The 23,347-nt window shown below is 71.7% G+C and carries 25 protein-coding genes; 7 read left to right on the top strand and 18 right to left on the bottom strand.

Annotation, left to right across the window (positions count from 1 at the left end):
* Nucleotides 1–41: 41 nt before the first annotated feature.
* The gene (locus tag FHG71_RS10395; RefSeq protein WP_139081591.1) at nucleotides 42–2,171 is read right to left on the bottom strand and encodes a lytic transglycosylase domain-containing protein; all 2,130 of its coding nucleotides are present in this window, start codon (nucleotides 2,169–2,171) and stop codon (nucleotides 42–44) included.
* 181 nt (nucleotides 2,172–2,352) lie between these two features.
* Here FHG71_RS10395 and dapA point away from each other — a divergent pair, with 181 nt between their 5' ends.
* Nucleotides 2,353–3,225 (top strand): 4-hydroxy-tetrahydrodipicolinate synthase, encoded by an 873-nt coding sequence (dapA, locus tag FHG71_RS10390; protein ID WP_139081589.1) that lies wholly within the window; start codon nucleotides 2,353–2,355, stop codon nucleotides 3,223–3,225.
* Here dapA and FHG71_RS10385 read toward each other — a convergent pair.
* The 4 genes from FHG71_RS10385 to hspQ all read right to left on the bottom strand — a co-directional run bounded on the left by FHG71_RS10385 (nucleotide 3,222) and on the right by hspQ (nucleotide 5,704).
* Nucleotides 3,222–3,869: an RluA family pseudouridine synthase gene (locus tag FHG71_RS10385; protein WP_139081588.1), complete on the bottom strand. Its 648-nt coding sequence runs from the start codon at nucleotides 3,867–3,869 to the stop codon at nucleotides 3,222–3,224. The genes dapA and FHG71_RS10385 overlap by 4 nt on opposite strands.
* Nucleotides 3,870–3,975: 106 nt before the next feature.
* The gene (locus tag FHG71_RS24665) at nucleotides 3,976–4,701 is read right to left on the bottom strand and encodes a GFA family protein (protein ID WP_176559369.1); all 726 of its coding nucleotides are present in this window, start codon (nucleotides 4,699–4,701) and stop codon (nucleotides 3,976–3,978) included.
* Nucleotides 4,698–5,156, bottom strand: a complete 459-nt coding sequence (locus FHG71_RS10375) for a GAF domain-containing protein (RefSeq protein WP_139081586.1) — start codon at nucleotides 5,154–5,156, stop codon at nucleotides 4,698–4,700. Before FHG71_RS10375 ends, FHG71_RS24665 begins: the two co-directional genes overlap by 4 nt.
* A 221-nt stretch (nucleotides 5,157–5,377) precedes the next feature.
* The gene (gene hspQ, locus FHG71_RS10370; RefSeq protein ID WP_139081584.1) at nucleotides 5,378–5,704 is read right to left on the bottom strand and encodes a heat shock protein HspQ; all 327 of its coding nucleotides are present in this window, start codon (nucleotides 5,702–5,704) and stop codon (nucleotides 5,378–5,380) included.
* Nucleotides 5,705–5,924: 220 nt separating this feature from the next.
* On the opposite strand from hspQ, the gene FHG71_RS10365 reads away from it, so the two are divergent.
* Nucleotides 5,925–6,506 (top strand): transglycosylase SLT domain-containing protein, encoded by a 582-nt coding sequence (locus FHG71_RS10365; RefSeq protein ID WP_139081583.1) that lies wholly within the window; start codon nucleotides 5,925–5,927, stop codon nucleotides 6,504–6,506.
* 6 nt (nucleotides 6,507–6,512) lie between these two features.
* Here the strand turns inward: FHG71_RS10365 and FHG71_RS10360 are convergent, their stop codons facing one another.
* Nucleotides 6,513–7,106 carry a LolA family protein gene (locus tag FHG71_RS10360; RefSeq protein WP_139081581.1) on the bottom strand — a complete coding sequence of 198 codons (594 nt, stop codon included), beginning with the start codon at nucleotides 7,104–7,106 and terminating at the stop codon, nucleotides 6,513–6,515.
* Nucleotides 7,107–7,294: 188 nt separating this feature from the next.
* Here FHG71_RS10360 and dps point away from each other — a divergent pair, with 188 nt between their 5' ends.
* Entirely contained in the window at nucleotides 7,295–7,789 is a 495-nt protein-coding gene (gene dps, locus FHG71_RS10355) for a DNA starvation/stationary phase protection protein Dps (RefSeq protein ID WP_139081580.1), read from the top strand.
* 37 nt (nucleotides 7,790–7,826) lie between these two features.
* Here dps and FHG71_RS10350 read toward each other — a convergent pair whose 3' ends face one another.
* From FHG71_RS10350 to FHG71_RS10340, 3 genes are all read right to left on the bottom strand, one after another.
* Nucleotides 7,827–10,901 carry a DNA translocase FtsK gene (locus FHG71_RS10350; RefSeq protein WP_139081579.1) on the bottom strand — a complete coding sequence of 1,025 codons (3,075 nt, stop codon included), beginning with the start codon at nucleotides 10,899–10,901 and terminating at the stop codon, nucleotides 7,827–7,829.
* 11 nt (nucleotides 10,902–10,912) lie between these two features.
* Entirely contained in the window at nucleotides 10,913–12,091 is a 1,179-nt protein-coding gene (locus FHG71_RS10345) for an aminotransferase class I/II-fold pyridoxal phosphate-dependent enzyme (protein ID WP_139081577.1), read from the bottom strand.
* Nucleotides 12,092–12,212: 121 nt separating this feature from the next.
* Nucleotides 12,213–13,535 (bottom strand): amidase, encoded by a 1,323-nt coding sequence (locus FHG71_RS10340; protein ID WP_139081575.1) that lies wholly within the window; start codon nucleotides 13,533–13,535, stop codon nucleotides 12,213–12,215.
* An 85-nt stretch (nucleotides 13,536–13,620) separates the two neighbouring features.
* Between FHG71_RS10340 and FHG71_RS10335 the strand changes: the two genes are divergently transcribed.
* Entirely contained in the window at nucleotides 13,621–14,892 is a 1,272-nt protein-coding gene (locus tag FHG71_RS10335; protein ID WP_139081574.1) for an FAD-dependent monooxygenase, read from the top strand.
* Here the strand turns inward: FHG71_RS10335 and FHG71_RS10330 are convergent.
* The 4 genes from FHG71_RS10330 to trxA all read right to left on the bottom strand — a co-directional run bounded on the left by FHG71_RS10330 (nucleotide 14,873) and on the right by trxA (nucleotide 17,458).
* The gene (locus FHG71_RS10330; protein WP_139081572.1) at nucleotides 14,873–15,610 is read right to left on the bottom strand and encodes a sporulation protein; all 738 of its coding nucleotides are present in this window, start codon (nucleotides 15,608–15,610) and stop codon (nucleotides 14,873–14,875) included. The two genes, FHG71_RS10335 and FHG71_RS10330, sit on opposite strands and share 20 nt — an antisense overlap.
* A gap of 81 nt (nucleotides 15,611–15,691) precedes the next feature.
* Nucleotides 15,692–15,904, bottom strand: coding sequence for a Trm112 family protein (locus FHG71_RS10325; protein WP_425467344.1), 213 nt, complete (start codon nucleotides 15,902–15,904; stop codon nucleotides 15,692–15,694).
* Nucleotides 15,901–16,542: an LON peptidase substrate-binding domain-containing protein gene (locus FHG71_RS10320; RefSeq protein ID WP_139081571.1), complete on the bottom strand. Its 642-nt coding sequence runs from the start codon at nucleotides 16,540–16,542 to the stop codon at nucleotides 15,901–15,903. Before FHG71_RS10320 ends, FHG71_RS10325 begins: the two co-directional genes overlap by 4 nt.
* A 25-nt stretch (nucleotides 16,543–16,567) precedes the next feature.
* Entirely contained in the window at nucleotides 16,568–17,458 is an 891-nt protein-coding gene (gene trxA / locus FHG71_RS10315; protein ID WP_139081570.1) for a thioredoxin, read from the bottom strand.
* 118 nt (nucleotides 17,459–17,576) lie between these two features.
* Between trxA and FHG71_RS10310 the strand changes: the two genes are divergently transcribed.
* The gene (locus FHG71_RS10310) at nucleotides 17,577–18,209 is read left to right on the top strand and encodes an SGNH/GDSL hydrolase family protein (RefSeq protein WP_139081568.1); all 633 of its coding nucleotides are present in this window, start codon (nucleotides 17,577–17,579) and stop codon (nucleotides 18,207–18,209) included.
* 101 nt (nucleotides 18,210–18,310) lie between these two features.
* Here FHG71_RS10310 and FHG71_RS10305 read toward each other — a convergent pair whose 3' ends face one another.
* The 4 genes from FHG71_RS10305 to FHG71_RS10290 form a co-directional block, all read right to left on the bottom strand.
* Entirely contained in the window at nucleotides 18,311–19,099 is a 789-nt protein-coding gene (locus FHG71_RS10305) for an exodeoxyribonuclease III (protein WP_139081566.1), read from the bottom strand.
* A 74-nt stretch (nucleotides 19,100–19,173) separates the two neighbouring features.
* A complete protein-coding gene (locus FHG71_RS10300) occupies nucleotides 19,174–19,494 on the bottom strand; it encodes a hypothetical protein (protein ID WP_139081565.1) in 321 nt (106 codons plus the stop codon).
* Between the two features lie 178 nt (nucleotides 19,495–19,672).
* Nucleotides 19,673–19,999, bottom strand: a complete 327-nt coding sequence (locus FHG71_RS10295) for a hypothetical protein (RefSeq protein WP_139081563.1) — start codon at nucleotides 19,997–19,999, stop codon at nucleotides 19,673–19,675.
* Between the two features lie 261 nt (nucleotides 20,000–20,260).
* Nucleotides 20,261–20,947 carry a response regulator transcription factor gene (locus FHG71_RS10290; protein WP_139081562.1) on the bottom strand — a complete coding sequence of 229 codons (687 nt, stop codon included), beginning with the start codon at nucleotides 20,945–20,947 and terminating at the stop codon, nucleotides 20,261–20,263.
* A gap of 148 nt (nucleotides 20,948–21,095) precedes the next feature.
* On the opposite strand from FHG71_RS10290, the gene ribA reads away from it, so the two are divergent.
* Nucleotides 21,096–22,181 (top strand): GTP cyclohydrolase II, encoded by a 1,086-nt coding sequence (gene ribA, locus FHG71_RS10285; protein WP_246045413.1) that lies wholly within the window; start codon nucleotides 21,096–21,098, stop codon nucleotides 22,179–22,181.
* 17 nt (nucleotides 22,182–22,198) lie between these two features.
* Complete coding sequence (locus FHG71_RS10280) at nucleotides 22,199–22,693, top strand: L,D-transpeptidase family protein (protein ID WP_139081634.1); 495 nt, start codon at nucleotides 22,199–22,201, stop codon at nucleotides 22,691–22,693.
* Here the strand turns inward: FHG71_RS10280 and FHG71_RS10275 are convergent.
* The gene (locus tag FHG71_RS10275) at nucleotides 22,662–23,345 is read right to left on the bottom strand and encodes a YggS family pyridoxal phosphate-dependent enzyme (protein ID WP_139081559.1); all 684 of its coding nucleotides are present in this window, start codon (nucleotides 23,343–23,345) and stop codon (nucleotides 22,662–22,664) included. The two genes, FHG71_RS10280 and FHG71_RS10275, sit on opposite strands and share 32 nt — an antisense overlap.
* Nucleotides 23,346–23,347 lie beyond the last annotated feature (2 nt).

Here is a 23,347-nt window from a genome sequence, read left to right as displayed (position 1 = left end):
TCCCTGCCCCGCGCCAGACTGGCACGGGAACGAGGGGCGCGTCAGCCCTCGGGACGCGCGACGGGGCGCAGCGGGGCCTTGGCGACCTCGGCCGCCGCAGCGGCGGCGATGGCCGGGGGCGCGGAGGAGGTGGAGAGCCGCTCCACGGGCACGAGGGTGGTCGCGTCCACGAGGCGCGGCCGCGACTCGGGGCGGATGAAGGGCGGCTCGCCCTTGAGGAGCGCGGTGAAGCGGACGGGGCCGTTGGTCTCGCCTGTCAGGCGCGCGCGGTAGACCGGGATCGATTCGGAGACGCGCATGACGTAGGTGCGGGTTTCCGCGAAGGGGATGTGCTCGATCCAGTCGACCACGTCCACGCCGTCGTCGCGAATGTCGCCCCGGCGGCCCATCCATTGGCGCGGACGGCCAGGGCCCGCGTTGTAGCCGGCCGCGATCAGGACCGGCGAGGTGCCGAACATCTCCTCCAGCGTGGCGAGGTAGCGGGTGCCCAGCGCGGCGTTGTACTCCCAGTCGGTCAGGCGGGCCTGGGAATAGGGCAGGCCCAGTTGGCCCGCCACCTCGCGCGCGGTGCCGGGCATGAGCTGCATCAGGCCCTGCGCGCCGACCGGCGAGGAGACGCCCGCGTTGAACTCGGATTCCCGCCGCGCGATGGACAGCGCGAGGTCGGCTTCGACTGGCCAGTCCTGGCGCGCCATCGGGTGGATCGGGAAATAGGCGGTGGGGACGACAATGCCCCGCTCCACGGCGGCCTTGCCGACGAGGACGGCAATGTAGGGCTCGTGCATTTCTTCGAGGAGTTGGGCGAGCTGGCCTATGGCCGGGCGGTCTGCCGTCCGCGCGATCTGGAGCGCGAAGCGCAGCGCGTCCTGCCGCTCGCCGGCGGCGAGGAGGAGGAGCATCGCCTGCGGCAGGGGCGCCGCCATCGCGGGCGAGCGACGCCAGTCGCCGAAGTCCTCCTGCCCCGTCAGGCGGGGGTCGAGGGGAAGGCTGGCCTTTTCGGCGGCGAGGAGGCCGTAGAAGGCGGTCTGGTTCCGACCGGCCTCGGCATAGGCCTCGTGCGCCTCGCCGTCGCGGCCCAGCGCCTCGAGTGCGCGGCCCTGCCAGTAGAGGGCGCGGGACAGCGAGATGGGACCGGAGACGGACTTCTGGGAAGCGCGGAAATGGAGGAGCGCCGTTTCCGGCCGGTCGAGTTGGCGCAGCGCCAGATAGCCCGCGAGCCATTCGAGGTCGGCGTAGGCCTCGCTGTGCTCCGTGAGCCGGTGGCGGGTCGCGATCTCGTAGGCCTCGGCGGGGCGCCCCTCGCGCATAAGCCAGCGGGCGATCTGCGCGCGCCAGGCGGCCCAGCGATAGGGCTCGCCCAGGTCGGCGGCCGAGCCGGTGCGGGCGCGCAGGATCTCCAGCGCTTCGGAGTAGTCGCCGTCCTCTGCCAGGTGGTTATAGCGGTCGTAGGCCAGACCGGGATCGGCCTTCAGCGCCGCGGGCAGGTCGTCGATCAGCGCGTCCGCGCCGCCGCCCCGGATGAGCGCGATCCGGGCGCGCACGAGGGTCTGCCGGGCCGGGGACAGGTAGGGCAGCATCCGCTGGGCGTCGGAGGTGCGCCAGCGCCAGAGCATCGCGTCGGCGCGCCGGGCGTGGAGGGGCGCGAGCCAGTCGGGAAAGGCCTGCGCCAGCGTGACCGTGCCCGCGTCGTTGAGGGGCTGGGTGAGCCAGACCCGCTCGACCACGCGGCGGGCCTCGCCCTCGCGGCCCTCGGCAATGAGCGCGCTGGCCAGCGCCACGGCGCCGCGGCCCGTCTGGGGCAGGGCGTCACCGAAATAGGCCAGCACATCCGCCGGGGTGGCGCCGACAGGGATCGAGGTCTCGCCGCTGGCGCGCAGGTCGTCGAGGTCGGGCCAGTCGGGATGGGCGGCGAGGAAGCGGGCGTACTCGCGGAACTCGCCGCCGTCGTCGCGCAGCGCCTGCCAGTCCACCAGTGACTCCACCACGGGGCCGCCCTTCTCGGCGGCCGCGAAGGCGCTTTCCCAGTCGCCCTGCCGGACCTCACGCATGGCGTCACGCAGCGCGACCAGCGACGTGGGCTCGGCCCAGGCGGGGGCTGTCGCGACCAGGACGGCCAAAAGGGACGCCGCAAGGCGGCGGGCGGCCGAGGCCGGACGTTCCGAGAATCGCATGGGGGCGCCTGCTGCCGGAAAGTGGATTCGAGGGAATTCCACCTTAGGGTTGCAGGCAGGGATGCAACGGGCAAGTCACTAACTTGGCAGTCGGCGGAAAACCGTCTAGGGGTTCCCGCGCCGTGATGCCGGGGCCACGGCCCCCGGATCGCATGGTGGATCAACGGAAAGGACCGCCGAAATGTTCCAGGGCTCGCTTCCCGCCCTCGTCACCCCCTTCCGCGATGGCAAGCTGGACCTGGATGCGCTCAAGCGGCTGGTAGAATGGCAGATCGCCGAGGGCTCGCATGGGCTGGTGCCGGTGGGGACCACGGGCGAGAGCCCGACCCTGAGCCACGAGGAGCACGACTTCGTCGTGGCCGAGGTGGTGCGGCTGGCCGCAGGCCGGGTGCCGGTAATCGCGGGCGCAGGCTCGAACAGCACCATCGAGGCGGTGCGGCTGGTGGAGGCCGCCAAGACGGCCGGAGCCGACGCGGCGCTGGTGGTCACGCCCTACTACAACAAGCCCACGCAGGCCGGGATGATCGCGCATTTCCGCGCCGTGGCCGAGGTGGGCCTGCCCATCGTGATCTACAACATCCCCGGCCGGTCGGTGGTGGACATGATCCCCGCCACGATGGGGGAGCTGGCGAAGCTGCCCGCGATCATCGGGGTCAAGGACGCCACCGGGGACCTGAGCCGGGTGCCCAAGCAGCGCATCGCCTGCGGGGCGGACTTCGTGCAACTGTCAGGCGAGGACGCGACGGCGCTGGGCTTCAACGCCCATGGCGGACGGGGCTGCATCTCGGTGACGGCGAACGTCGCGCCCCGGCTCTGCGCCGAGTTCCAGGAGGCGACGCTGCGCGGGGACTACGCGGCGGCGCTGGAGCTGCATGACCGGCTGATGCCGCTGCACGAGGCGATCTTCCTGGAGCCGGGCGTCGCGGGCGCGAAATACGCGCTCTCGGTCCTGGAGATGTGCTCGGAGGAGGTGCGCTCGCCGCTCCTGCCGCCGACCGATCGGGTGAAGGACGCGATCCGCGCGGCGATGCGCCACGCGGGCCTCATCAACTAGAACGGGACCAGCGAGGTCACCTTGAAGGTCCGTCCTCCGTCGGGGTGGCGGACCTGAAGGCTTTCGGCGTGGAGCATGAGGCGCGCGTGGTCGTCGCGCGCCGGACCTTCGGCGTAGAAGGGGTCGCCCAGGATCGGGTGGCCGAGCGCGGCCATGTGGACGCGAAGCTGGTGCGAGCGGCCCGTCTCGGGGAAGAGCCGCACGCGCGTCTCGTTGCCGCCGCGCTTGAGCGCCTTCCACCGGGTGACGGCGGGGCGGCCGTCCGGGTGGACCATCTGCTTGGGGCGGTTGGGCCAGTCGACCATCAGGGGCAGGTCCACGACCCCGTCCCGTTCCGCCATCTCGCCCCATAGGCGGGCGAGGTAGGTCTTCTTCGCCTTCCGCTCCTCGAACTGCCAGCCCAGGTGGCGCTGGGCGAGGGGCGTGAGCGCGAAGACCATCACGCCCGAGGTGTCCCGGTCGAGCCGGTGCACCAGCAGCACCGTCGGAAAGACCTTGCGGACCCGCTCGATCAGGCAGTCGGCCAGGTGCTCGCCCTTGCCGGGGACCGAGAGGAGGCCTGCGGGCTTGTCGACGAAGACCATCTCGTGGTCGTCGTGGAGGATCTTCAGCGGGTCGGTGGGCGGGTTGTAGGCAGCGTCCATGCGGGGCCATGTGGCCGAGCGGGATGCGGCTGGCAAGGGTGGATGAGGGCCCGGCTCCCGCGCCTGCGGCTCTCTCCCGGGATATCGGGGACCAAGGGAAGGGCCCTCAGTCCGGGCCGGCCTCCGGGGCGGCCGGAACGTTCGGGGGGATGTCGTAGTAGTCGCCCTTGAAGGCCGTGAAGATGTGGAGATCGGGCGCGCGGCCGGCCAGCGCGTCGAAAAGGCCCGCCTCGAGCGACAGGAGGCCCGTGGGGCCGTCGAAGGCGATCTTGGTGCCGCAGGTCGGGCAGAAGCTGCGGAGCGCGCCGCCGGGGCTTTGGAAGGTCGCGACCTCGCCCTCGATCCGCGAGAGGCGGTCGGGGTCGTCCAGGCTGTGGGGGACATGGCCCGAGGTCTTTCGGCACTGCACGCAATGGCAGGCGGTGATCGCGCCGGGGTCGGCGTCCAAGGTGACCGTTACCGCGCCGCAGAGACAGGCGTCCCGGAGCGGGCCGCCGGGCTGGGCCGCCGGATCGGGCACGTAGAGATGGCGCAGCACGACAAGCTCCGTGGGGCCGTCGACGGCGCCCAGCGCCACGCCGATCTCGTCCGACGCCTCATCCTCCCAGAACAGAAAGGCGCCGCAGGTCGGGCAGAAGCCGCGCTGGGCCCGGTCGGTCGCGTGGTACCAGCGGACCTCGCCGGTGATCGTCACGTCGCCGCGCGCGAGGTCGGCCGAGGCCCAGGTGCCCCCCGACTGCCGGCGGCATTGCGAGCAGTGGCAGATCGAGGTCCGGCGAGGCGGGCCCCGCGTCTCGAAGCGGACGGCGCCGCAGTGGCAGGAGCCCCTCACGCCAGGCGCCCGAAGGTGTCGGACAGGATCGCAGCCAGTTCCCGCGCGTCCTGCTCGTCGAAGGCCGCCGGCTCGTCGCTATCGATGTCGAAGACGGCGATCAGGTCACCGGCGGCATCGCGGACCGGCAGGACGATCTCGCTCCGGGTCGAGGAGGAGCAGGCGATGTGGCCGGGGAACGCCTCGACGTCGGGGACGAGTTGCACCTCGCCCGTCCGCGCCGCCGCGCCGCAGACGCCGCGCGCGAAGGGGATCACGAGGCAGCCGTGCCCGCCCTGGTAGGGACCGATCTTCAGGAGGTCTGGCGCGACCACGCGGTAGAAGCCCGTCCAGTCGAAGCGGTCGTCGGCGTGGTGGATCTCGCAGGCGACGGTGGCCATCAGGGCCACGGCGTCGTCCTCGCCTTCGGTGAGGGCCGCGATCCGGCGGCGGAGGTCGGGGTAGTCGGCGCGCATGGGGCGATCTCCGGGCTCGTCGCGGGATCAGGCCCGCTCGCGGCAGGCTTGTCCAGCATCGTTTCCGGCTGCGCAATGCTCTGGCCACGCAACGCCGCCGTGCCGCCGGATTGCAGCCCCGATACGGCCTCCTGGAGGGATCAGGCAGGAATCAAGGCACGGACCGTCGGCGCCGGGGGACCAGGCCCCCACCCCTCCCGGCGCCGGCGGAACCGGCTGCCTCAGTTGAGCTGGACGTGGAGCGGGTAATGCCCGTCCTCGTAGGGACCGAAGAGGTCGGTCAGGTCGGGATGGTCCACGGGCTGGCCCGACGTGTCGGGGACGAGGTTCTGCTCGGACACGTAGGCGATGGAGGCGCCCTCGGCGTTTTCCGCCAAGAGATGGTAGAAGGGCTGGTCGCGCCGGGGACGGCTGTCCTCGGGGATGGCGAGATACCAGTCCTCGGTCCGCGAGAAGCTGGCATCGACGTCGAAGACCACGCCGCGGAACGGATGGGTGCGGTGCCGCAGCACCTGGCCCAGAGAGTATTTGGCGCATGTGGTCTGCATGAGGCCGTCCCCTTTCGATGTGATTAGGCGCCGATCTGGACGTAAAGTCCACAATTCCGCCGCAGTTATGCCAGAAACAGTCCGTCCACTTCTTCCCAACAGTGGCCCGCTCACAAGGTCGGGCGCAGCAAGACGGTTTGCCGCGGGCCACGAGGCTGCTACACTCGGCCCCAAGAACCGCCGGGACCAACCCGGCGCCCGAGTCTGAGGGACATCGAGCATGAGCAAGCAACTGCGCGCCTTGGCGCTCGTCCTCCTTGTGGCGGCCTGCGGCGGCCAGCGGGAGTATTCCGCCCCCCGGGAGCTCGACAACGCCTGCAGCATCCTGGCGCAGCGGCCGAGCTATTCCCGCGCGTTCCGCGCCACCGAACGGCGCTGGGGCGTGCCCGTCGCCGTGCAGATGGCGATCCTCTACCAGGAATCGAAGTTCGTGGGGAACGCGCGGCCGCCGCACCAGTACGCGCTAGGGGTGATTCCCGTCGGGCGGCAGAGCTCGGCCTACGGCTACAGCCAGGCTCTCGACGGCACCTGGGACGAGTACCAAAGGGCACAGGGGCGCGGCCGGCGCGACGACATCTTCGACGCCACCGACTTCATGGGCTGGTACATGGCCCAGACCACGGCCGAGCTGGGCATCCCGCTGCATGACACCGAGAACCAGTACCTCGCCTATCACGAGGGGCGCGGCGGCTACGCCCGGCAGAGCTATCGCGAGAAGGCCTGGCTCATGCGGGTGGCGGCGGACCTGGAGAGCCGGGCGGCGATGTACGACGCCCAGCTTCATTCCTGCCGGCGGGCCTGACCGGGATCAGCCGCCCCAGTCGCTCATGGCGGCCTGGATGTTGAAGGCGCGGTCGCCGATGCGCACCCCGGGCTGGAGATCGTTCAGGACCACGGTGGTCTGGTTGCCGCTGCCGTCGGTGACGACCCATTGGCGCAGCTCTATGGGGCTCGCGGTGAAGACGAGCTGGATCGAGCCGTAGTCGGGGTGCTGCGGGTCCTGCGCCGTCACGGTGGTCGTGGTGCCGTCCGACGTGTGGCCCGTGACCATGCCGGCGCGGCCCAGATCCACGTTGTCGGCCAGGATGATCGAGAGTGGCGTCTCGCTGAGCGGGAAGCGCTGCGGCCCTTCGGTCGAGGCGGCGTCGAAGACGGCGACCTGCCCGCCCCCGGCCAGGAACAGCGCCGAGGCGTCGGCGTACTCGAACCGGATGCGGCCGGGGCGCTTGAGGTAGAGCGTGCCCGTCGAGATGCTGCCGTCGACGTTGACTTGGGTGAAGCCCGCGGTCGCCGTCTGCAGCGCGTTCAGGTAGCCGGAGATCTCGCCCAGCGAGAGTTGCTGGGCGCTCACCGGGGCGGCCACGACGATCGCAGCGGCGGCGAGGAGGTGGCGGAGGGGCATGGTCGGGTCCTTCGAGATTTGATGCCGGGGTGGAATATAGCACCCTTTGGCCCCGGAGCCCGCCGTCAGGCGATAACGGCCGGTCACGCAGGGAATAGCGGGAGGCGGAACCGGGCACGGCTCGTCCGGCTTGTGCCGGCGCGAACGGGGGCCGTGCCCCGTGCCCCCGCGCCAGAATGGAGAGCGACATGCCCGAATCCTTTGCCGGAGGCCTCGACGCCCAGACCCGCACCCGCATGGCGGACCTGCTGAACGCCAACCTCGCGGACGCCATCGCGCTCACGCTGTCGGTCAAGGAGGCGCACTGGAACCTGAAGGGGCCGGGCTTCATCGGCGTCCACGAACTGCTCGACAAGGTGGCCGACCGGTTGCGCGAGAGCGCCGACCTGATGGCCGAGCGCGCGGTGATCCTGGGTGGCCTCGCGCGGGGGACCGTCGAGGCGGCGGCCCGGGCGAGCCGGGTGGAGCCCTACCCCACCGACATCGTCGCCATCGAGCAGCACCTCGAGGCGCTGCGGGACCGATTCGTGGCGGTGGGCGCGAACCTGCGCGAGGCCATCGACGAGGCGGGCGAGGCGGGCGACGAGGACACGGCCGACATCCTCACCGAGGTGAGCCGGCAGGTCGACAAGGACGCTTGGTTCATCGGCGCGAACCTGCGGCCGTCCGAAGTGGGCCGTTAAGGCCCCCCACCCCGGCAGGGGAGGGGGGGCCGGCCGGTCAATGCGGCTCGGGGACCAGGATCTCGCGCTTGCCGACATGGTTGGCGGGCGTGACGACGCCCTGCTCCTCCATCTGCTCCACGAGGCGCGCGGCCTTGTTGTAGCCGATGGCGAGCTTGCGCTGGATGTAGCTGGTGGAGCACTTGCGGTCGCGCGCCACGATCTGCACGGCCATGTCGTAGAGCGCGTCCTCGGTCTCGTTGCCCGTGGGGGTGGCGGTGGGGCTCTCGGTCTCTTCCGGGGGTTCCTCCAGCACGGCGCCCACGTAGTCGGGCGGGCCGAAGCCCTTGAGGTAGGTCACGATCTCCTCGACCTCCTCATCCGAGCAGAAGGGACCGTGAATGCGGGTGATCCGCCCGCCGCCCGCCATATAGAGCATGTCGCCCTGGCCCAGGAGCTGCTCGGCCCCTTGCTCCCCGAGGATGGTGCGCGAGTCGATCTTGGAGGTGACCTGGAAGGAGATCCGGGTCGGAAAGTTGGCCTTGATCGTGCCGGTGATGACGTCCACCGAAGGGCGCTGTGTCGCCATGATGAGGTGGATGCCCGAGGCCCGCGCCATCTGGGCGAGGCGCTGGATGCAGGCCTCGATCTCCTTGCCGGCGACCATCATCAGGTCGGCCATCTCGTCCACGATGACGACGATGAAGGGCAGGATCTCGGGCTGGATCTCCTCGGTCTCGAAGATGGGATCGCCCGTCTCGTCGTCGAAGCCGGTCTGGACGGTGCGCGAGAACATCTCGCCGCGTTCGAGCGCGTCGCGGACGCGGCCGTTGTAGCCCTCGATGTTGCGGACGCCCATCTTGGACATCTTGCGGTAGCGCTCCTCCATCTCGCCCACGACCCACTTGAGGGCGACGACCGCCTTCTTGGGATCGGTGACCACGGGGGAGAGCAGGTGCGGGATGCCGTCGTAGACCGACAGCTCCAGCATCTTGGGGTCGATCATTATGAGCCGGCATTCCTCGGGCGTGAGCCGGTAGAGGAGCGACAGGATCATGGTGTTGATGGCCACCGACTTGCCCGAGCCGGTGGTCCCCGCGATCAGCAGGTGGGGCATCTTGGCGAGGTTGGCGACCACGGGCTCGCCCCCGATGTCCTTGCCCAGCGCGAGAGGCAGGCGGATCTGGGCGTCGTCGAAGGCGCGGGCGGCCAGGATCTCGCGCAGGACGACCTTCTCGCGCTTGTCGTTGGGCAGCTCGATGCCGATGACGTTGCGGCCGGGAACGGTCGAGACGCGGGCCGAGAGGGCCGACATGTTGCGGGCGATGTCGTCGGCCAGGCCGATGACGCGGCTGGCCTTGAGGCCCGGGGCAGGCTCCAGCTCGTACATGGTGACGACGGGGCCGGGGCGGACCGAGACGATCTCGCCCTTCACGCCGAAGTCGTCGAGCACCTGCTCGAGCGAGCGGGCGTTGTCGGCGAGCTGGGCGTCGGGCAGGTGATGGCGCTGCACGTCCGCGGGATCGGTCAGGAGATCGAGCGGCGGCGGCACGTAGTCGATCACGGCCGGCATCCGGGGCGCGACCGGCTTGGGCGCGGGCCGGGGCGCGGCGGCGGGAGCCGCAGGCGCGACCGCACGGGGCGCGGGGCGCGGCGGCTCGGGCATCGGGGCGGGATCGACCGGGATCTCGGCATCGAAGGGCTCGTCCTCGTCGTCGAGGGCGAGCGCCTCGACAGGCTCGGGCTGCCGGGGTTCGGGCGCGCGGGACGCGGGCGCCGGGGGCGCCTCGACGCGACGGGGCATGGCCGGCTCGATTGCCGGCGCGGGACGGCGCGGCGCCTGCGCCGGCTCGGGGAGCAGCGGGTCGAAGGCATCGGCCTCGAACGGGTCGGCCTCGAACGGGTCGGCCTCGACGGGCTCCGGCTCGAACGCCTCGACGGGTCGCGTAACCGGCGGTGGCTGCTTGCGGGCGCGGATCGCGTCGCCGATGCGGGCGCGGATACGTTCGTCGGTTTCCGGGTCCTCGGGCAGATCGTGGACAGCCACGGCTTCGGGCTCGGGCTCGGGCTCGGGCCGGGTCCGGCGCAGGAGACCCGACAGGAAGCCCGCCCCGCGCGGGCCCGATTCGGGGGCGTGGTCGGGCGCCGAGGCCGCCAGGAAGGAGGGCGCGGGCGGGATCGGGGGCAGCGCCGGGGCGGTGTCCTGCCAGAAGGCGTCGTCGTCCAGCAGGTCGAGGTCGTCCTGCGGCTCGGGCGCCGGGGGGACCTTGGCGAAGGGCGGCGGCGGCATGACATGGCTGCGCGAGGGATCGGGCGCGCGACGGATGGTCGTGCGGAGCGGCACCGGGTCCACGGCGGGCATGCCCGGCTCCGTAGGCGCGGGCAGGGCGCGGGGCGGCCGGGCCGCGGCCTCGCGGGCGCGCTCGGCCGCGTGGGCCGCACGCTCGGCCAGGAAGGCGCGGGTGCGGGCGTGGACATGCTCGTAGACATCGAGCGCCACGAGGAGCGCCCGGCCGCCGTTCCGCAGCGCCCAGGCATAGGCCAGGACCAGCGCGAGGCCCGTGCGGGCGCGGGCGGTGCGGATCTCGGCCCGCGTCACGCCCAGGACGTAGAAGCCGAGCGCCAGCGTGCCCGCCCAGACGAGGAGGGAGACGAGGATGGTGCCCAGCGGCAGCACCGTGAGCACGAAGCCCAGCGCCGTGTCGCCGAAGAGGCCGCCCGCGCCGTAGCTCTGGCTCCAGCCCTCGCCCGGCGGCAGCGCGGCGAAGGCGGCGGCCAGCGCGGCCACGAGGATGGGAGCGAAGACGGCGCGCGCGCGCTCCTCGGACCGATGGATGGCGTGGCGCAGGCCCCAGGCGAGCAGCACGAGGGGGATCGCCCAGGAGGCGCGGCCCACGATCATCATCAGGGGATGCGCGACCGAGGCGCCGAAGCGGCCGAGCCAGTTTCCCGTCGGCGCGTCCGAGGCCAGGAGCCAGTTCGGGTCCTCGGGCGAGTAGGTGCCGAGCATCACCGCCGCGAGCAGCCCCAGGGCGAGGAGCGTGAAGCCCAGGAGCTCCTTGCCGCGCTTCTCCAGGGCGGCCTGGGTGTCGCTGTCGAGGAGGGGGGCGCGGTCGCGGGTCTGATAGGCCATGGAACGCCTCCTTATCGGTACAGCACATCGCGGAGGAGCCCGAGGCCCCGCCGCACGTCGGATGCGCCCGCCACGAGCGCCACGCGGATATAGCCCTGCCCCGGGTTCCCCTGTCCCGCATCCTTGGCGAGATAGGCGCCGGGCAGGACGCGGAGGCCCGCCTCGCGCCAGAGGCGGAGCGTTGCGGCTTCGCCGTCCTCGACGGGCAACCAGAGGAAGAAGCCCGCCTGAGGCGGCCGGTAGCCCGGCACGTCGCCCAGGATCTCGTCCGCGAGGCGGTACTTCTCCTGGTAGAGCGCGCGGGAGGCGGCGACGTGGCCCTCGTCGGCCCAGGCACGCTCGGCCACGCGCTGGAGGGGCAGCGGCAGGGGGGCGCCCGCGTAGTTGCGAAGCTGGCGCATCCGGGCGATGGCCCCTGCCCCCCCTGCGGCGAAGCCGGAGCGGAGCCCCGCGAGGTTGGACCGCTTGGAGAGGGAGTGGAAGACCACGAGCCGCTCGGGGTCGGCGCCCAGCGCCTGCGCGGCGGCCAGCGCCCCGTCGGGGGGCGCGTCGCGGTAGACCTCGGAATAGCATTCGTCGGCGAGGACGACGAAGTCATGCCTCTTGGCCAGTTGCAGGAGCGTCGTCCAGTAGGCCCGGTCGGCCACCGCGCCCTGCGGGTTGGCGGGCGAGCAGACATAGGCCATCGCCGTGCGGTCCAGCACCTCGGGCGGCAAGGACGCGTAGTCGGGCAGGTGCCCGGTCGCGTCGGTCGCGGGGACGAAGACGGGCTCGGCCCCGACCGACAGCGCGGCGACCATGTAGACCTGGTAGAAGGGGTTCGGGACCAGCACGACTGGCCTCTGGCCGTTCTTGGTCTCGGGGCAGAGCGCCATGGCGACGTTGTAGAGCCCTTCGCGCGTGCCGTTGAGCGCGAGGAGCCGGTCGGGCGCGACCTCGACGTCGTAGCGCCGGCCGAGCCAGCCGGAGATGGCGGCGAGAAGCTCGGGCGTGCCCTCGTTCGGCGGATAGGAGGCGAAGCCCTGAAGGTTCGCCGCGATCACCTCTCCCACGAAGGGGGGCATGGGATGGGTCGGCTCTCCGATGGACATGGCGATGGGCTCGCCCCCGGGCGCGTGCCCGTCGAGAAGCTTCCGCAGGCGCGGAAACGCATAGTCCGGAAGGTCCGAGAACCGCGCAGGAGCCGCCATTACCGCCTCATGTTCCGAGGTCGTTGCTGCCCCGGCTCGGGACAAGAGTATCGTCCCCTTCGCCACGCTGTCCAGAAATCCAAGGACGAATCGGGAGGGCGGCCGGGGGGGTCTGTGGCATCTAGGCCATGATCCTTAACATGGCCTGCCCCAATCTTAACAACTGTCCGTCCCGGCCCGGACGGGCGCTGAGCAGGAGCCCGCAGGAGGGCAGGCCGGCGGGAATCGACAGCGAGCAGAGCTCCAGGAGATTCGCCATCCGCGTGTTGCGCAGGGCCAGGAGGTTCGTGGTGCGGAAGGCCTCGTGGTCCGCCTCCATCGCGGCGGCGAGAGGCGGCAGGATCGGCGCGGTGGCGCAGAGGACCGCGTCGAAGCCCGCCACGGTGGCCTGCGCGCGGGCGCGGATGCGGCGCAGTTCCTCCATCGCCGCGAGATAGTCGGCGGCCAGGACGTCGCGACCCATGTGGACGCGGGCGAGGACGGGCGGGAAGACCCGCTCGGGCGCGGGGGCGATCACCTCGCGCCACGAGGCCCAGGCCTCGGCCGCGTAGAGGGGACCACCCAACTCATAGGCGCGGGGAAGGTCCGGAAGGTCCAATTCCTCGACCCTAGCCCCCGCGCGGGCGAGCGCGTCGCAGGCCGCGGCAAGCGCGCGGGCGGGGGCCTCCTCCAGTCCGTCGCCCACGACGGTGCGCAGGACGGCGAGCCGGACGCCTCCGAGGCTAGCCCCCGCGAGGTCGACGCGAGGACCGCCCAGCGCCTCCCACAGGAGCGCCGCGTCCTCGACGCTGCGGGCGAGCGGGCCCGCGGTGTCGAAGGACGGGCAGAGCGGCACCACGCCGTCCAGCGGCAGCGCGCCGTGCGTCGGCTTGAAGCCCACGAGGTCGTTCCAGGCGGCGGGCAGGCGGATCGAGCCGCCGGTGTCCGAGCCGATGGCGCCGGCCGCGAGCCCGTAGGCCAGCGACGCGGCGGCGCCGGAGGAGGAGCCCCCCGCGAGCCGAGCGGGATCGTGCCGGTTGGGCGGCGTGGCCGTCGCGGGGTTGAGGCCCAGGCCCGAGAAGGCGAACTCGGTCATGTGGGTCTTGCCCAGGCAGACGGTGCCGGCGAGCATGGCCGTCTCCAGCACGGCGGCGTCGCGGTCGGGGATGCGTCCGGCGAGGAGCGAGGTCCCGGCCTCGGTGCGGGTCCCGGCGCTGTCGAAGAGGTCCTTCCACGACAGGGGCACGCCGTCCAGCAGGCCGCGGCGGAGGCCGGACCTGGCGCGGTCGCGGGCGGCGCGGGCCTCGACGCGGGCGCGTTCGGGGGTCGTGCGGGCGTAGATGCGGGGGCCCAGCTCGTGGGCCTCGATGGCGGCGAGAAGCGCCTCCGTCACCTCCAGCGGGTCCGCCCGACCCGCGTCGATGGCGCGGCCCAGTTCCGCCGCCGTGGTCGTGGCCCAGTCCATTCCGCCCCCCTGCCCTGCCCGCTACAGAGCTAGCGCAGGCCGCCCCGCATGGACAATGGCGCCTGCGCGCTCCATCTAGTCGGCCATGACCGATGCGATATCCGATACCGTGATCGTGGGCGGGGGCCTCGCCGGCCCGGCCCTGGCCCTGGCCCTGGCGCGCGAAGGCCTGTCCGTCACCCTGGTGGACGCCCGGCCCCGCGCGACGGGCGACCAGCCCTACGACGGACGATCCTACGCGCTGGCGCTGGCCTCGCGCCGGCTTCTCGCCAATCTCGGCGTCTGGGCGCGGGTGGCGAACCAGGCCCAGCCCATGCTCGCCATCAAGGTCGCGGACGGGCGGCCGGGCGAGGCACCCTCGCCGCTCAGCCTGGCCTTCGACCATGCCGAGATCGAGGAAGGCCCCATGGGCCACATGGTCGAGGACCGGCACCTGCGCGCGGCGCTGGACGCCAGCCTCGACGAGACGCCGGGCGTGACGATCCTGGCCGGCGCCGCGGTGGTGACGCAGGAGGTGGGGCCCACGTCGGTCGTCGCGACGCTGGCCGACGGGCGGCGGATCGAGGGACGGCTCCTGATCGGCGCGGACGGCCGCGAGAGCGGGACCGCGCGGCGCGCGGGCATCGGGCGGATGGGCTGGCGCTATGGCCAGACGGCCGTGACCTGCACGGTCGCGCACGAGAAGTCGCATCGCGGCACGGCCCACCAGCTCTTCCTGCCGTCGGGACCGCTCGCGATCCTGCCGCTGACGGGCAACCGCTCCTCCATCGTCTGGAGCGAGACGGACGCGCGGGCGCAGGCGCTGATGGCCATGGACGACGACCGGTTCCTCGCGGCGCTGCGGCCGGTCTTCGGCAGCTTCCTGGGCGGGATCCGGCTCGACGGGCCGCGCTTCGCCTATCCGCTTGGCCTGACGCTGGCCAAGAGCCTGACGGGGCCGCGCCTCGCGCTGGTCGGGGACGCGGCGCACGGAATGCACCCGATCGCGGGCCAGGGGCTGAACGCGGGGCTCCGGGACGTGGCGGCGCTCGCGGACGTGCTGGCCGAGGCGCGGGCGCGGGGCGAGGACATCGGCAGCGCCCCGGTGCTGGACCGCTACGCGCGCTGGCGGCGCTTCGACACGGCGACGCTGGCGTGGACCACGGACGGGTTCAACCGGCTCTTCTCGAACGATTCGCGGCCCCTGCGGCTGGTGCGGGATCTCGGGCTCGGGCTCGTGAACCGCCTGCCGCCGCTTCGGCGCGCCTTTATCCGCGAAGCGGCGGGGCTGACCGGGGACCTGCCGCGGCTGATGCGGGCCGAGGACCGGGCTGCGGCCCGGCCCTCCGCGCGGGCCGTCAGCGGCGGAGCGCGTTGATCGAGCGACGCAGCTCGGCGGCCATGTCGAGCCGGTCGGCCTCGGCATCGGTGACGCGGAACCGCGCCGTCCGCTCGCCGCCGAGCTTGAAGATGCCGCCCCGGTTGTCCACGGTCAGCATCACCTCGATGCCGCCGGGCGCGGGCGCGAAGGAGATCTCGACCTCCTCGATGCCATAGTCGCCATAGGACATCGGCTTGAAGTCGAACTCCTGCACGAAGGGGTTCGCGCGGCGGGGGCTGTATTCCACCTCGGTCTCGGCAAGTCGGAAGCCCGCGCGCTCCATCCCCCGGAACACCGCGTCCATGGCGCGGGTAGGCAGGACGCGCACGCGGTCGCTGTCGCGGGCGTCGACCGCGCGGGCGATGTCGAGCCGGGTCCGCAGCACCGTCGAGGTGGAGCCCACGGTCAGCGGCGCCGAGGGCGGCAGCGGGATGCGGAAGGGCAGGACGCGGCTGTCGCGCGGTCCGATGGGGCCCGGGTCGAGATGGACGGTGCCCAGCGCGATCTCGGCATAGACCTTGTCGTCGCCCCGCGTCTCGACCACGCAGCGCGTCACCAACTCCAGCACCACGTCGCCGATCTCCTGCGCGACCTCGCCGCCCTTTATGCGCACCTCGCCGGTGATGAGGCCGCCCACCTCGACCTCGGCGTCGTGGAGGACGGTGTCGACGCTGGCGCCGCCGATACCGAGGCTGCCGAGGATGTTCTTGAGCATGAGTCTCTCCCTGTCTCGCTTCGGCAGGGAGATAGGGATTGCCGGGGCCGGTCCGCTAGGGCCGGCCCGTGCGATTTCGCGTCAGTCGAGGCCGCGCGCCTCGGAGGCCAGCATGATCGGGATGCCGTCCCGGATCGGATAGGCGAGATGGGCGGCGCGGGAGATCAGCTCCTGCCGCTCGGCGTCATAGGTCAGCACGCCGTGGGTCTGCGGGCAAACCAGGGCCTCGAGCATGCGGGGGTCGAAGCCGGGGAGGCGGGGCTCCTCGGACATGGAGGCGGTCGGGTCGGTCATTGCATCACCTCGCCCGCCTCGCCGCCGTGGAGCGCGAACTCGATCAGCGTCACGAGCGTCTCGCGCCGGGTGGGCAGCGTCGGGGCTTCAAGGAGCGCCTGCTTGTCCTCGGGCGGGAAGGGGCAGAGCATGGACAGGGAATTGATGAGGAGTTCGTCCTCGGCTTCGCGCACGGCATCCCAGTCGGTGGACAGGCCCTGCGTCTGGAAGAAGCGGTTCAGCAGGTCGAGGAAAGGCGTGCGGTCGAGGCCGGGGTCCTTCTCGGTGGCGCCGCGGTCGCGCTCGAAGCCGGTCCAGGACACCTCGCAGCGGCGATAGGGGGTGAAGCCCTCGACCTCGTGAAGGATGCGGAAGCGCGACACGCCCGAGAGCGTGATCATGTAGCGCCCGTCTTCGGTCTCGGAGAAGGCCGAGAGCCGCCCGGCGCAGCCGATGGCCTGGAGCTTGTCCGGGCCGTTCGGCGTCTCGCGCGGCTGGACCATGCCGATGAGCCGGTCCGGCGTCTTGAGCGCGTCCTCCACCATCGCGAGATAGCGCGGCTCGAAGATGTGGAGCGGCAGGCGCGCCCGGGGCAGCAGGAGCGCCCCTGGCAACGGGAATATCGCGATCGTGTCGGGCAGCTCAGCGGGCAGTGGCATGTGTCGGATCTAGACCGCCTGTGCTTTAGGCAAAGATGAGAGAGGAGAGTTTCCGCCGACCGGCGAGCGCGATCGGGTCCTTGGGCGGCAGCGCGTCGAAGATCTGGAAGAGCTGCGCCTTGGCCGCGCCGTCGTTCCATTCGCGGTCGCGCCGGAAGATCTCCAGGAGCTGGTCCACCGCCTCCTGCACCCGGCCGGAGGCATGGAGCGCGGTGGCGAGGTCGAAGCGGGCCTGGTGGTCGGCGGGATCGGCCGCCACGCGGGCGGTCAACTCCTCGACCGGGCCGGCCTTGGCGGCCTGGCGGGCCAGCGCGATCTGGGCGCGCACGGCCTCCAGCTCGGGCTTGAGCGCGATCGAGGCCGGAGCGCCGTTCAGGATGGCCTCGGCCTGGTCGAGGTCCCCCGCGAGGATCATGGCCCGGACGAGGCCCGCATAGGCGCGGGGATTCTCGGGCTCCTCCTGCAGGATGGCGGCGAAGGTCTGGGCGGCGTCCACGGCCGCGCCTTCCTCCAGCATGGCCTCGGCGGCCTCGATGGCCTCGCCCAGGCCGCCGTCTCCGGCGAGGTCGGCGAGCTTCTGGACGAACTGGTCGACCTGGCTGGCGGGCAGCGCGCCCTGGAAGCCGTCCACCGGCTGGCCCTGCCAGAAGGCGTAGACCGTGGGGATCGACTGCACGCGGAGCTGGCCCGCGAAGGCGGGGTTCTTGTCCACGTCGATCTTGACGAGCCGGACCTTGCCCTTCTGCTTGGTCACCGCCGCTTCCAGCGCGGGGCCGAGCGTCTTGCAGGGGCCGCACCAGGTCGCCCAGAAATCGACGATGACGGGTACCTCCTGCGAGGCCTCGACCACATCCTTCATGAAGCCCGCGTCGGTGCCGTCGATGATGTCGCGCTGCGCCTGCGCCGCCTGAGCCATGATGTCCCTCCTGATCCTTGCCCCGCTATATGTGTGCGCCGGACGGGAAGGTGAAGGGCCGTTTGACCGCTCCGGGGCTCCGGCCTAGCGTGGCGCGGACCCCATCGGAGCCCTTTTCATGCCCATCCTCCTGTGCTTCGGCGACAGCAACACCCACGGCACGCCGCCCATCGTCACGCGCGGGGAGTACGCCCGCTTCGACGCCGACACGCGCTGGCCTCGGGTGGCCGCCCGGCGCCTGCCCGGCTGGGAGGTGGTCGAGGAAGGTCTGCCGGGGCGGACGGCGCAGTTCCCCGACCCGGTGATGGGCGCGCACATGGACGGGCGCGAGGGGATCAAGATCGCGCTCCAGAGCCACGGCCCCATCGACGCGATGACGCTGTTGCTGGGCACCAACGACGTGAAGACCCGATTCGGCGCGACGCCCGAAAAGGTCGCGGCCGGGATCGCCGGGCTTCTGGACATCGCCATGGGCCCGGAGATGCAGACGCGGCACGGGGGATTCCGCGTGCTGCTGATCTGCCCGCCCCCGGTTCTGGAGCAGGGGCCCATCGCGTCGGAGTTCACCGGCGCGCGCGCGGTGTCGCGGCAGCTCGCGCCGCTTTACCGGGCGCTGGCCGAGGCGCGAGGGGCGGCGTTCCTCGATGCCGCGGAGGTCATCGAGGTGAGCCCGCAGGACGGCATCCATTTCGAGGCGGAAGCGCACCACGCCCTGGGCGCGGTCGTGGCCGAGGTGGTGGGGAAGCTGTAGTCCACCCCTGAACGGCACAGCTTCCCCTACCCCGGCCCGGGTTGGCAACCCGGCGCTCGGGAATCACTCTGCCACAGAACGGTTAAGAATTCCTTGATAGCTTAAAGGTCAAAGGTGGCGAAGACCGGCACATGGTCCGAGGGCCCGTCCCAGCCGCGCGCGTCGCGCAGGATGCGGCTGCCGTGGGTCGCGCCCACGATGTCGCGCGAGGCCCAGACATGGTCGAGCCGCCGGCCCTTGTCGGCGGCGTGCCAGTCGGGGGCGCGGTAGGACCACCAGGAATAGAGCTTGCCCTGGGGGCGGTCGAGGCGGGTGACGTCGACCCAGCCGCCCTCCTCGCGCGCGTCCTCGAAGTGCTCGACCTCGATGGGGGTGTGGCTCACGACCTTGAGCATCTGCTTGTGGGACCAGACGTCGTCCTCCTGCGGGGCGACGTTGAGGTCGCCCACGAGGATGGCGCGGCGGGGGCGATCCGCGCGGAAATGGTCGCGCAGGTGAGTGAAGAAGTCGAGCTTCTGGCCGAACTTCTCGTTCGCCACGCGGTCGGGGATGTCGCCTCCGGCGGGGACGTAGACGTTGTGGATCACCGCACCGCAGGGCAGGCGCGCCGCGACATGGCGGGCGTGGTTCAGGCCGGCGAAATCCACGCTGCCCGCGTCCTCCAGGGGGCGCTTCGAGAAGATGGCGACGCCGTTGTAACCCTTCTGGCCGCGGATCACGACGTGCGGGTAGCCCAGTGCGGCGAAGGTGGCGACGGGAATCTTCTCGGCCGGGGACTTGCATTCCTGCAGGCAGAGGATGTCCGGGTCCTCCTCGCGCAGGAGGCGGGCGACGAGCCCTTCCCGCAGGCGGACCGAGTTGATGTTCCAGGTGGCGAGCGTCAGGGGCATGGGCGTCTCCGTGGGCGGCCCCTGATAGCCGCAAGCGCCGCCGGGGGGAACCCGGCGTCCGGGAGGATCGACTGTCAGTAAATATTGTACTGGCTGTAGGAGCAGATGTCCCAGGTGTCGGTCTCCTGGTAGCCCGACTCCCATTCGACCAGGACGTCGTAGTAGCAGTTCGACACGTTGTGGATCATCACGTCCAGGCCCTGGCCCGGATAGAGGACGTTCGCGCCGAGGAGGTCCCGCTCCCAGTTCTGGTTGTGGGTGGGCGAGGAGTAGATCCGGTAGACCGTCGCCCCCGAGTTGTTCTGGAAGCGGATCTCGTAGGACTGGGCGGCGGCGGGCAGCGCCGCGAACGCGCCGAGGGCCAGGGCGGAGGCAAGGGAAAGGAAGCGGGTCATGGGAAAGGCTCCGGGAAAGGGTGGGTCTGCAATGACCCTGTCCTACCCCCGGCGCCCCCGGCCGTCAGGTCGGGAAATCCCGACGGAGAGGTGCGGAAAACCCACCTTTCCCGCAAACGGGAAAAGGGCGCCTGACCTTGCGGCCGGCGCCCCGGATCGGCGGCCCTGTCGCTTCGCGTCAGCCGGGGCTGAGGGTGTAGCTGGCGCTGTCGCAGACGTTGACGGTGTCGGTCTTCTCCGAGCCGTCCTCGAAGACGAAGCGGATGTCGCGGTCGCAGGTCTCGGAGCCGCCGGCGATGGTGACGGTGCCGGTCTCGCCCGCGGGCAGGACCTGAGCGGCCAGGAGGTCGTCGCTGGCCAGCGAGCCTTCGCCCGCGGGGGCGGAATAGAGCTCCATCAGCGTGAGGCCGCTGTCGTTGGTGATCTGATAGCTCACGTCCTGGGCCAGGGCGGGGACGGCCAGCGCGGTCAGGAGGAGGGCGGAAGCCAGTCGGGTCGAAAGCATCGTCGGTCCTGTCGGGCCGGGCGGGCCCAGTCGGGGGCGCGCCATGCGCCCTCGTCCACCATATAAGGGATGGCGGGGCCGATTGCATCCGTCCGCAATCCCCGGGCGACAAAAATTCGGCGACGCAGAAAAAAGGCCCGGAGCAAGCTCCGGGCCAAGTCCAACAGGGAGGGATGATGGCATTGCCCCGCCATCGAGGGGACGTAGGGGCAACGGTCGAGCCTGTGCCAGGTTCCGGGGCAACGCCCAAAAAACCGCCGCTCAGGCGACCAGGCGATAGCCGCCGGACTCGGTGACCAGAAGTCGGGCGTTGCCGGGGTCGGGCTCGATCTTCTGGCGGAGGCGGTAGATGTGCGTTTCCAGCGTGTGCGTCGTGACGCCCGCGTTATAGCCCCAGACCTCGTGCAGCAGCACGTCGCGCGGCACCACGCCGTCCTGGGCGCGGTAGAGGAACTTGAGGATGTTGGTCTCCTTCTCGGTGAGCCGCACCTTCTTGTCGTCCTCGGTAACGAGGAGCTTCTGGGCGGGCCGGAAGGTGTAGGGGCCGAGCTGGAAGATGGCGTCCTCGGACTGCTCGTGGGTGCGCATCTGGGCGCGGAGCCGGGCGAGAAGGACCGGGAACTTGAAGGGCTTGGTCACGTAGTCGTTCGCGCCGGCATCAAGGCCCAGGATCGTGTCCGAATCCGAGTCGTGGCCGGTGAGCATGACGACGGGACACTTGACGCCCTGCTTGCGCATGACACGCGCGAGCTCGCGCCCGTCGGTGTCGGGCAGGCCCACGTCGAGGATCACGAGGTCGAAGAGCCCCGCCTTGGTCTTGGCCAACGCGTCCTGGCCGGTGGCGGCCTCGAAGACGTCGAAATCCTCGGTCCGCACGAGCTGCTCGGACAGCGCCTCGCGCAGGTCGTCGTCGTCGTCCACCAGGAGAATCTTCTTGAGCTGCGCCATCGCGGCCTCCGTTCGAACACTGGATGTTCACAGGGGCGCAGATGGGGAGGAACCCTTTGCAGTCCAAGGGCTTGTAGGATTTCTCACGCCCATGTGTCGGCTGGGGCCCGATTGTTTCAATCCGGCCTTCGCCGGGGTATGGGAAGCCATGGCCGACCTTCTCGCCCTCAGTGATGCCGAACGCCTGGCGCGCGCCCGCGCCGACCTGCGCATGGGGTTGCCCGTGCTGCTGACCGACGGGGACGCGCGCGCCCTGGCGCTGGCGGCCGAGACGGCCACCGTTCGGCGGCTGGAGGGCCTGCGCGCGGCGGGCGAGGTGATCCTGGCGCTGACCGCGCGGCGGGCCGAGACCCTGCGGGCGCGGGCCTATGACGGCGACCTCGCGCGCGTGCGGGTGCCGGAGGACGCGGACCTGCCCTGGGTCCTGGGGACCGCAGACCCGGCCGAGGACCTCGCGCGGCCTCTGAAGGGGCCGTTCATGACCTTGCGGGACGGCGAGGGCCCCTCCCCCGCGCTCGCCCGCGCGGCGATCCGGCTGGCGAAGTCCGCGCGGCTGCTGCCGGCCGCCCTGCTGGTGCCGTTGGCAGGCCCCGCGCCCGAGGGGATCGTGGCGGTGCCCGCGGCCGCCACGCGCGACGCGTCGCTCGCGCCGCTGTCGGAGGTCGTGTCGGCGCGGGTGCCACTCGCGGTGTCTCAGGCGGGACGGGTGCATGTGTTCCGCTCTCCCCTCGACGACGCCGAGCACGTGGCGGTGGAGATCGGCTCGCCCCCGCGCGACGCGCCGGTGCTGGCGCGGCTGCATTCGGCCTGCTTCACCGGGGACCTGCTAGGCAGCCTCAAGTGCGACTGCGGCCCCCAGCTTCAGGCGGCGCTGGCCAGGATGGCCGAGGAAGGCGCAGGGGTGCTGCTTTACCTGGACCAGGAAGGCCGTGGGATCGGGCTGGCCAACAAGATGCGCGCCTATTCCCTGCAGGACCAGGGCTTCGACACCGTGGAGGCCAACCACCGCCTGGGCTTCGAGGACGACGAGCGCGACTTCCGCGTCGGGGCTCAGGTGCTGCAGGCCCTGGGGTTCGGGGCCGTGCGGCTTTTGACCAACAACCCGCGCAAGGTGCGTCTGATGGAGGAGGCCGGGGTCCGCGTGGCTGAAAGGGTGCCGCTGCGCGTGGGGCTCAACGATCACAACGCGGCCTATCTCGCGACCAAGGCCGCCAAGTCCGGGCACCTGCTGTGAGGGGCGATACGATCCGCATCGCGCCCGAGGACCTCGTGGTGACGCCGCGGGGGCTGCGCTTCCGGGGCCGGGTCTTTCCCTGCACACGCGGCCGGCGTGGCCTGACGGACGACAAGCGGGAAGGCGACGGCTGCACGCCCAAGGGCGCGCACGGGATCGCGGGGGTGCTCTACCGGCCCGACCGGATGACACCGCCCACGGCAGCCGCGACGCCGATCCGGCCCGGCGACCTGTGGTCGGACGACCCGCGCGATGCCCGCTACAACGGCCCGGTCCGCGCGCCCTATGGCCCGTCGCACGAGCGGCTGCGGCGGGCGGACCCGCTCTACGACCTCGTGCTGGTGACGGACTGGAACATGGGCCCGGCGCGGCCGGGTCGGGGCTCGGCCATCTTCGTGCACCGCTGGCGAAGGCCGGGGGCGCCCACGGCGGGCTGCATCGCGCTGCGCCCAAGCGATCTGCGCTGGATCGCGGCCCGCCTCACGCCCCGGTCGCGGCTGGTGGTGCGCTGACTCGGTCCCCGAAAATCGCCGAGCCCACGCGGACATGGGTCGCGCCCTCGCGCACGGCGGCCTCGAAGTCGCCGCTCATGCCCATCGACAGGCCCGGCAGGCCGTTCCGCTCCGCGATGCCCCGCAGCAGGCGGAAATGCGGAACCGGGTCCTCGCCCTCGGGCGGGATGCACATCAGTCCCCGGACCGGCAGGCCGAGGGCGCGGGCGCGGGCCACCAGGGCATCGGCCTCCTCGGGCAGGCAACCCGCCTTCTGCGGCTCGCGCCCCGTGTTGACCTGAAGGAACAGGTCCGGGGAGGCGCCCCGCTCCTGCGCGAGCCGCGCCAGGGTCTCCGTGAGACGGAGGCGGTCGACCGAATGGATGGCCTGGAACAACTCCACCGCCGCGCGCGCCTTGTTGGTCTGGAGGGGGCCGATCAGGTGCAGCTCCACCCCTTCGAACTCCTCGCGCAGCGGGGTCCATCGCCCCTGCGCCTCCTGCACGCGGTTCTCGCCGAAGATGCGTTGGCCGGCCCGGAGCACGGCGCGGACGCGGTCCTCGGGCTGGACCTTGGACACGGCCAGCAGAGTCACCGACCCCGGCGCGCGGCCGGCCTCCCTTTCCGCGGCGCCAAGCCGCGCCCGGATCGATTCGAGCCCTTGCGGTTCCATTC

The organism is Rubellimicrobium roseum, assembly GCF_006152145.1.
GTDB classification, from domain to species: Bacteria; Pseudomonadota; Alphaproteobacteria; order Rhodobacterales; family Rhodobacteraceae; genus Rubellimicrobium; species Rubellimicrobium roseum.
The sequence above is the reverse complement of the archived record's forward strand: the minus strand, read 5'-3'. Positions and strand labels throughout refer to the sequence as shown.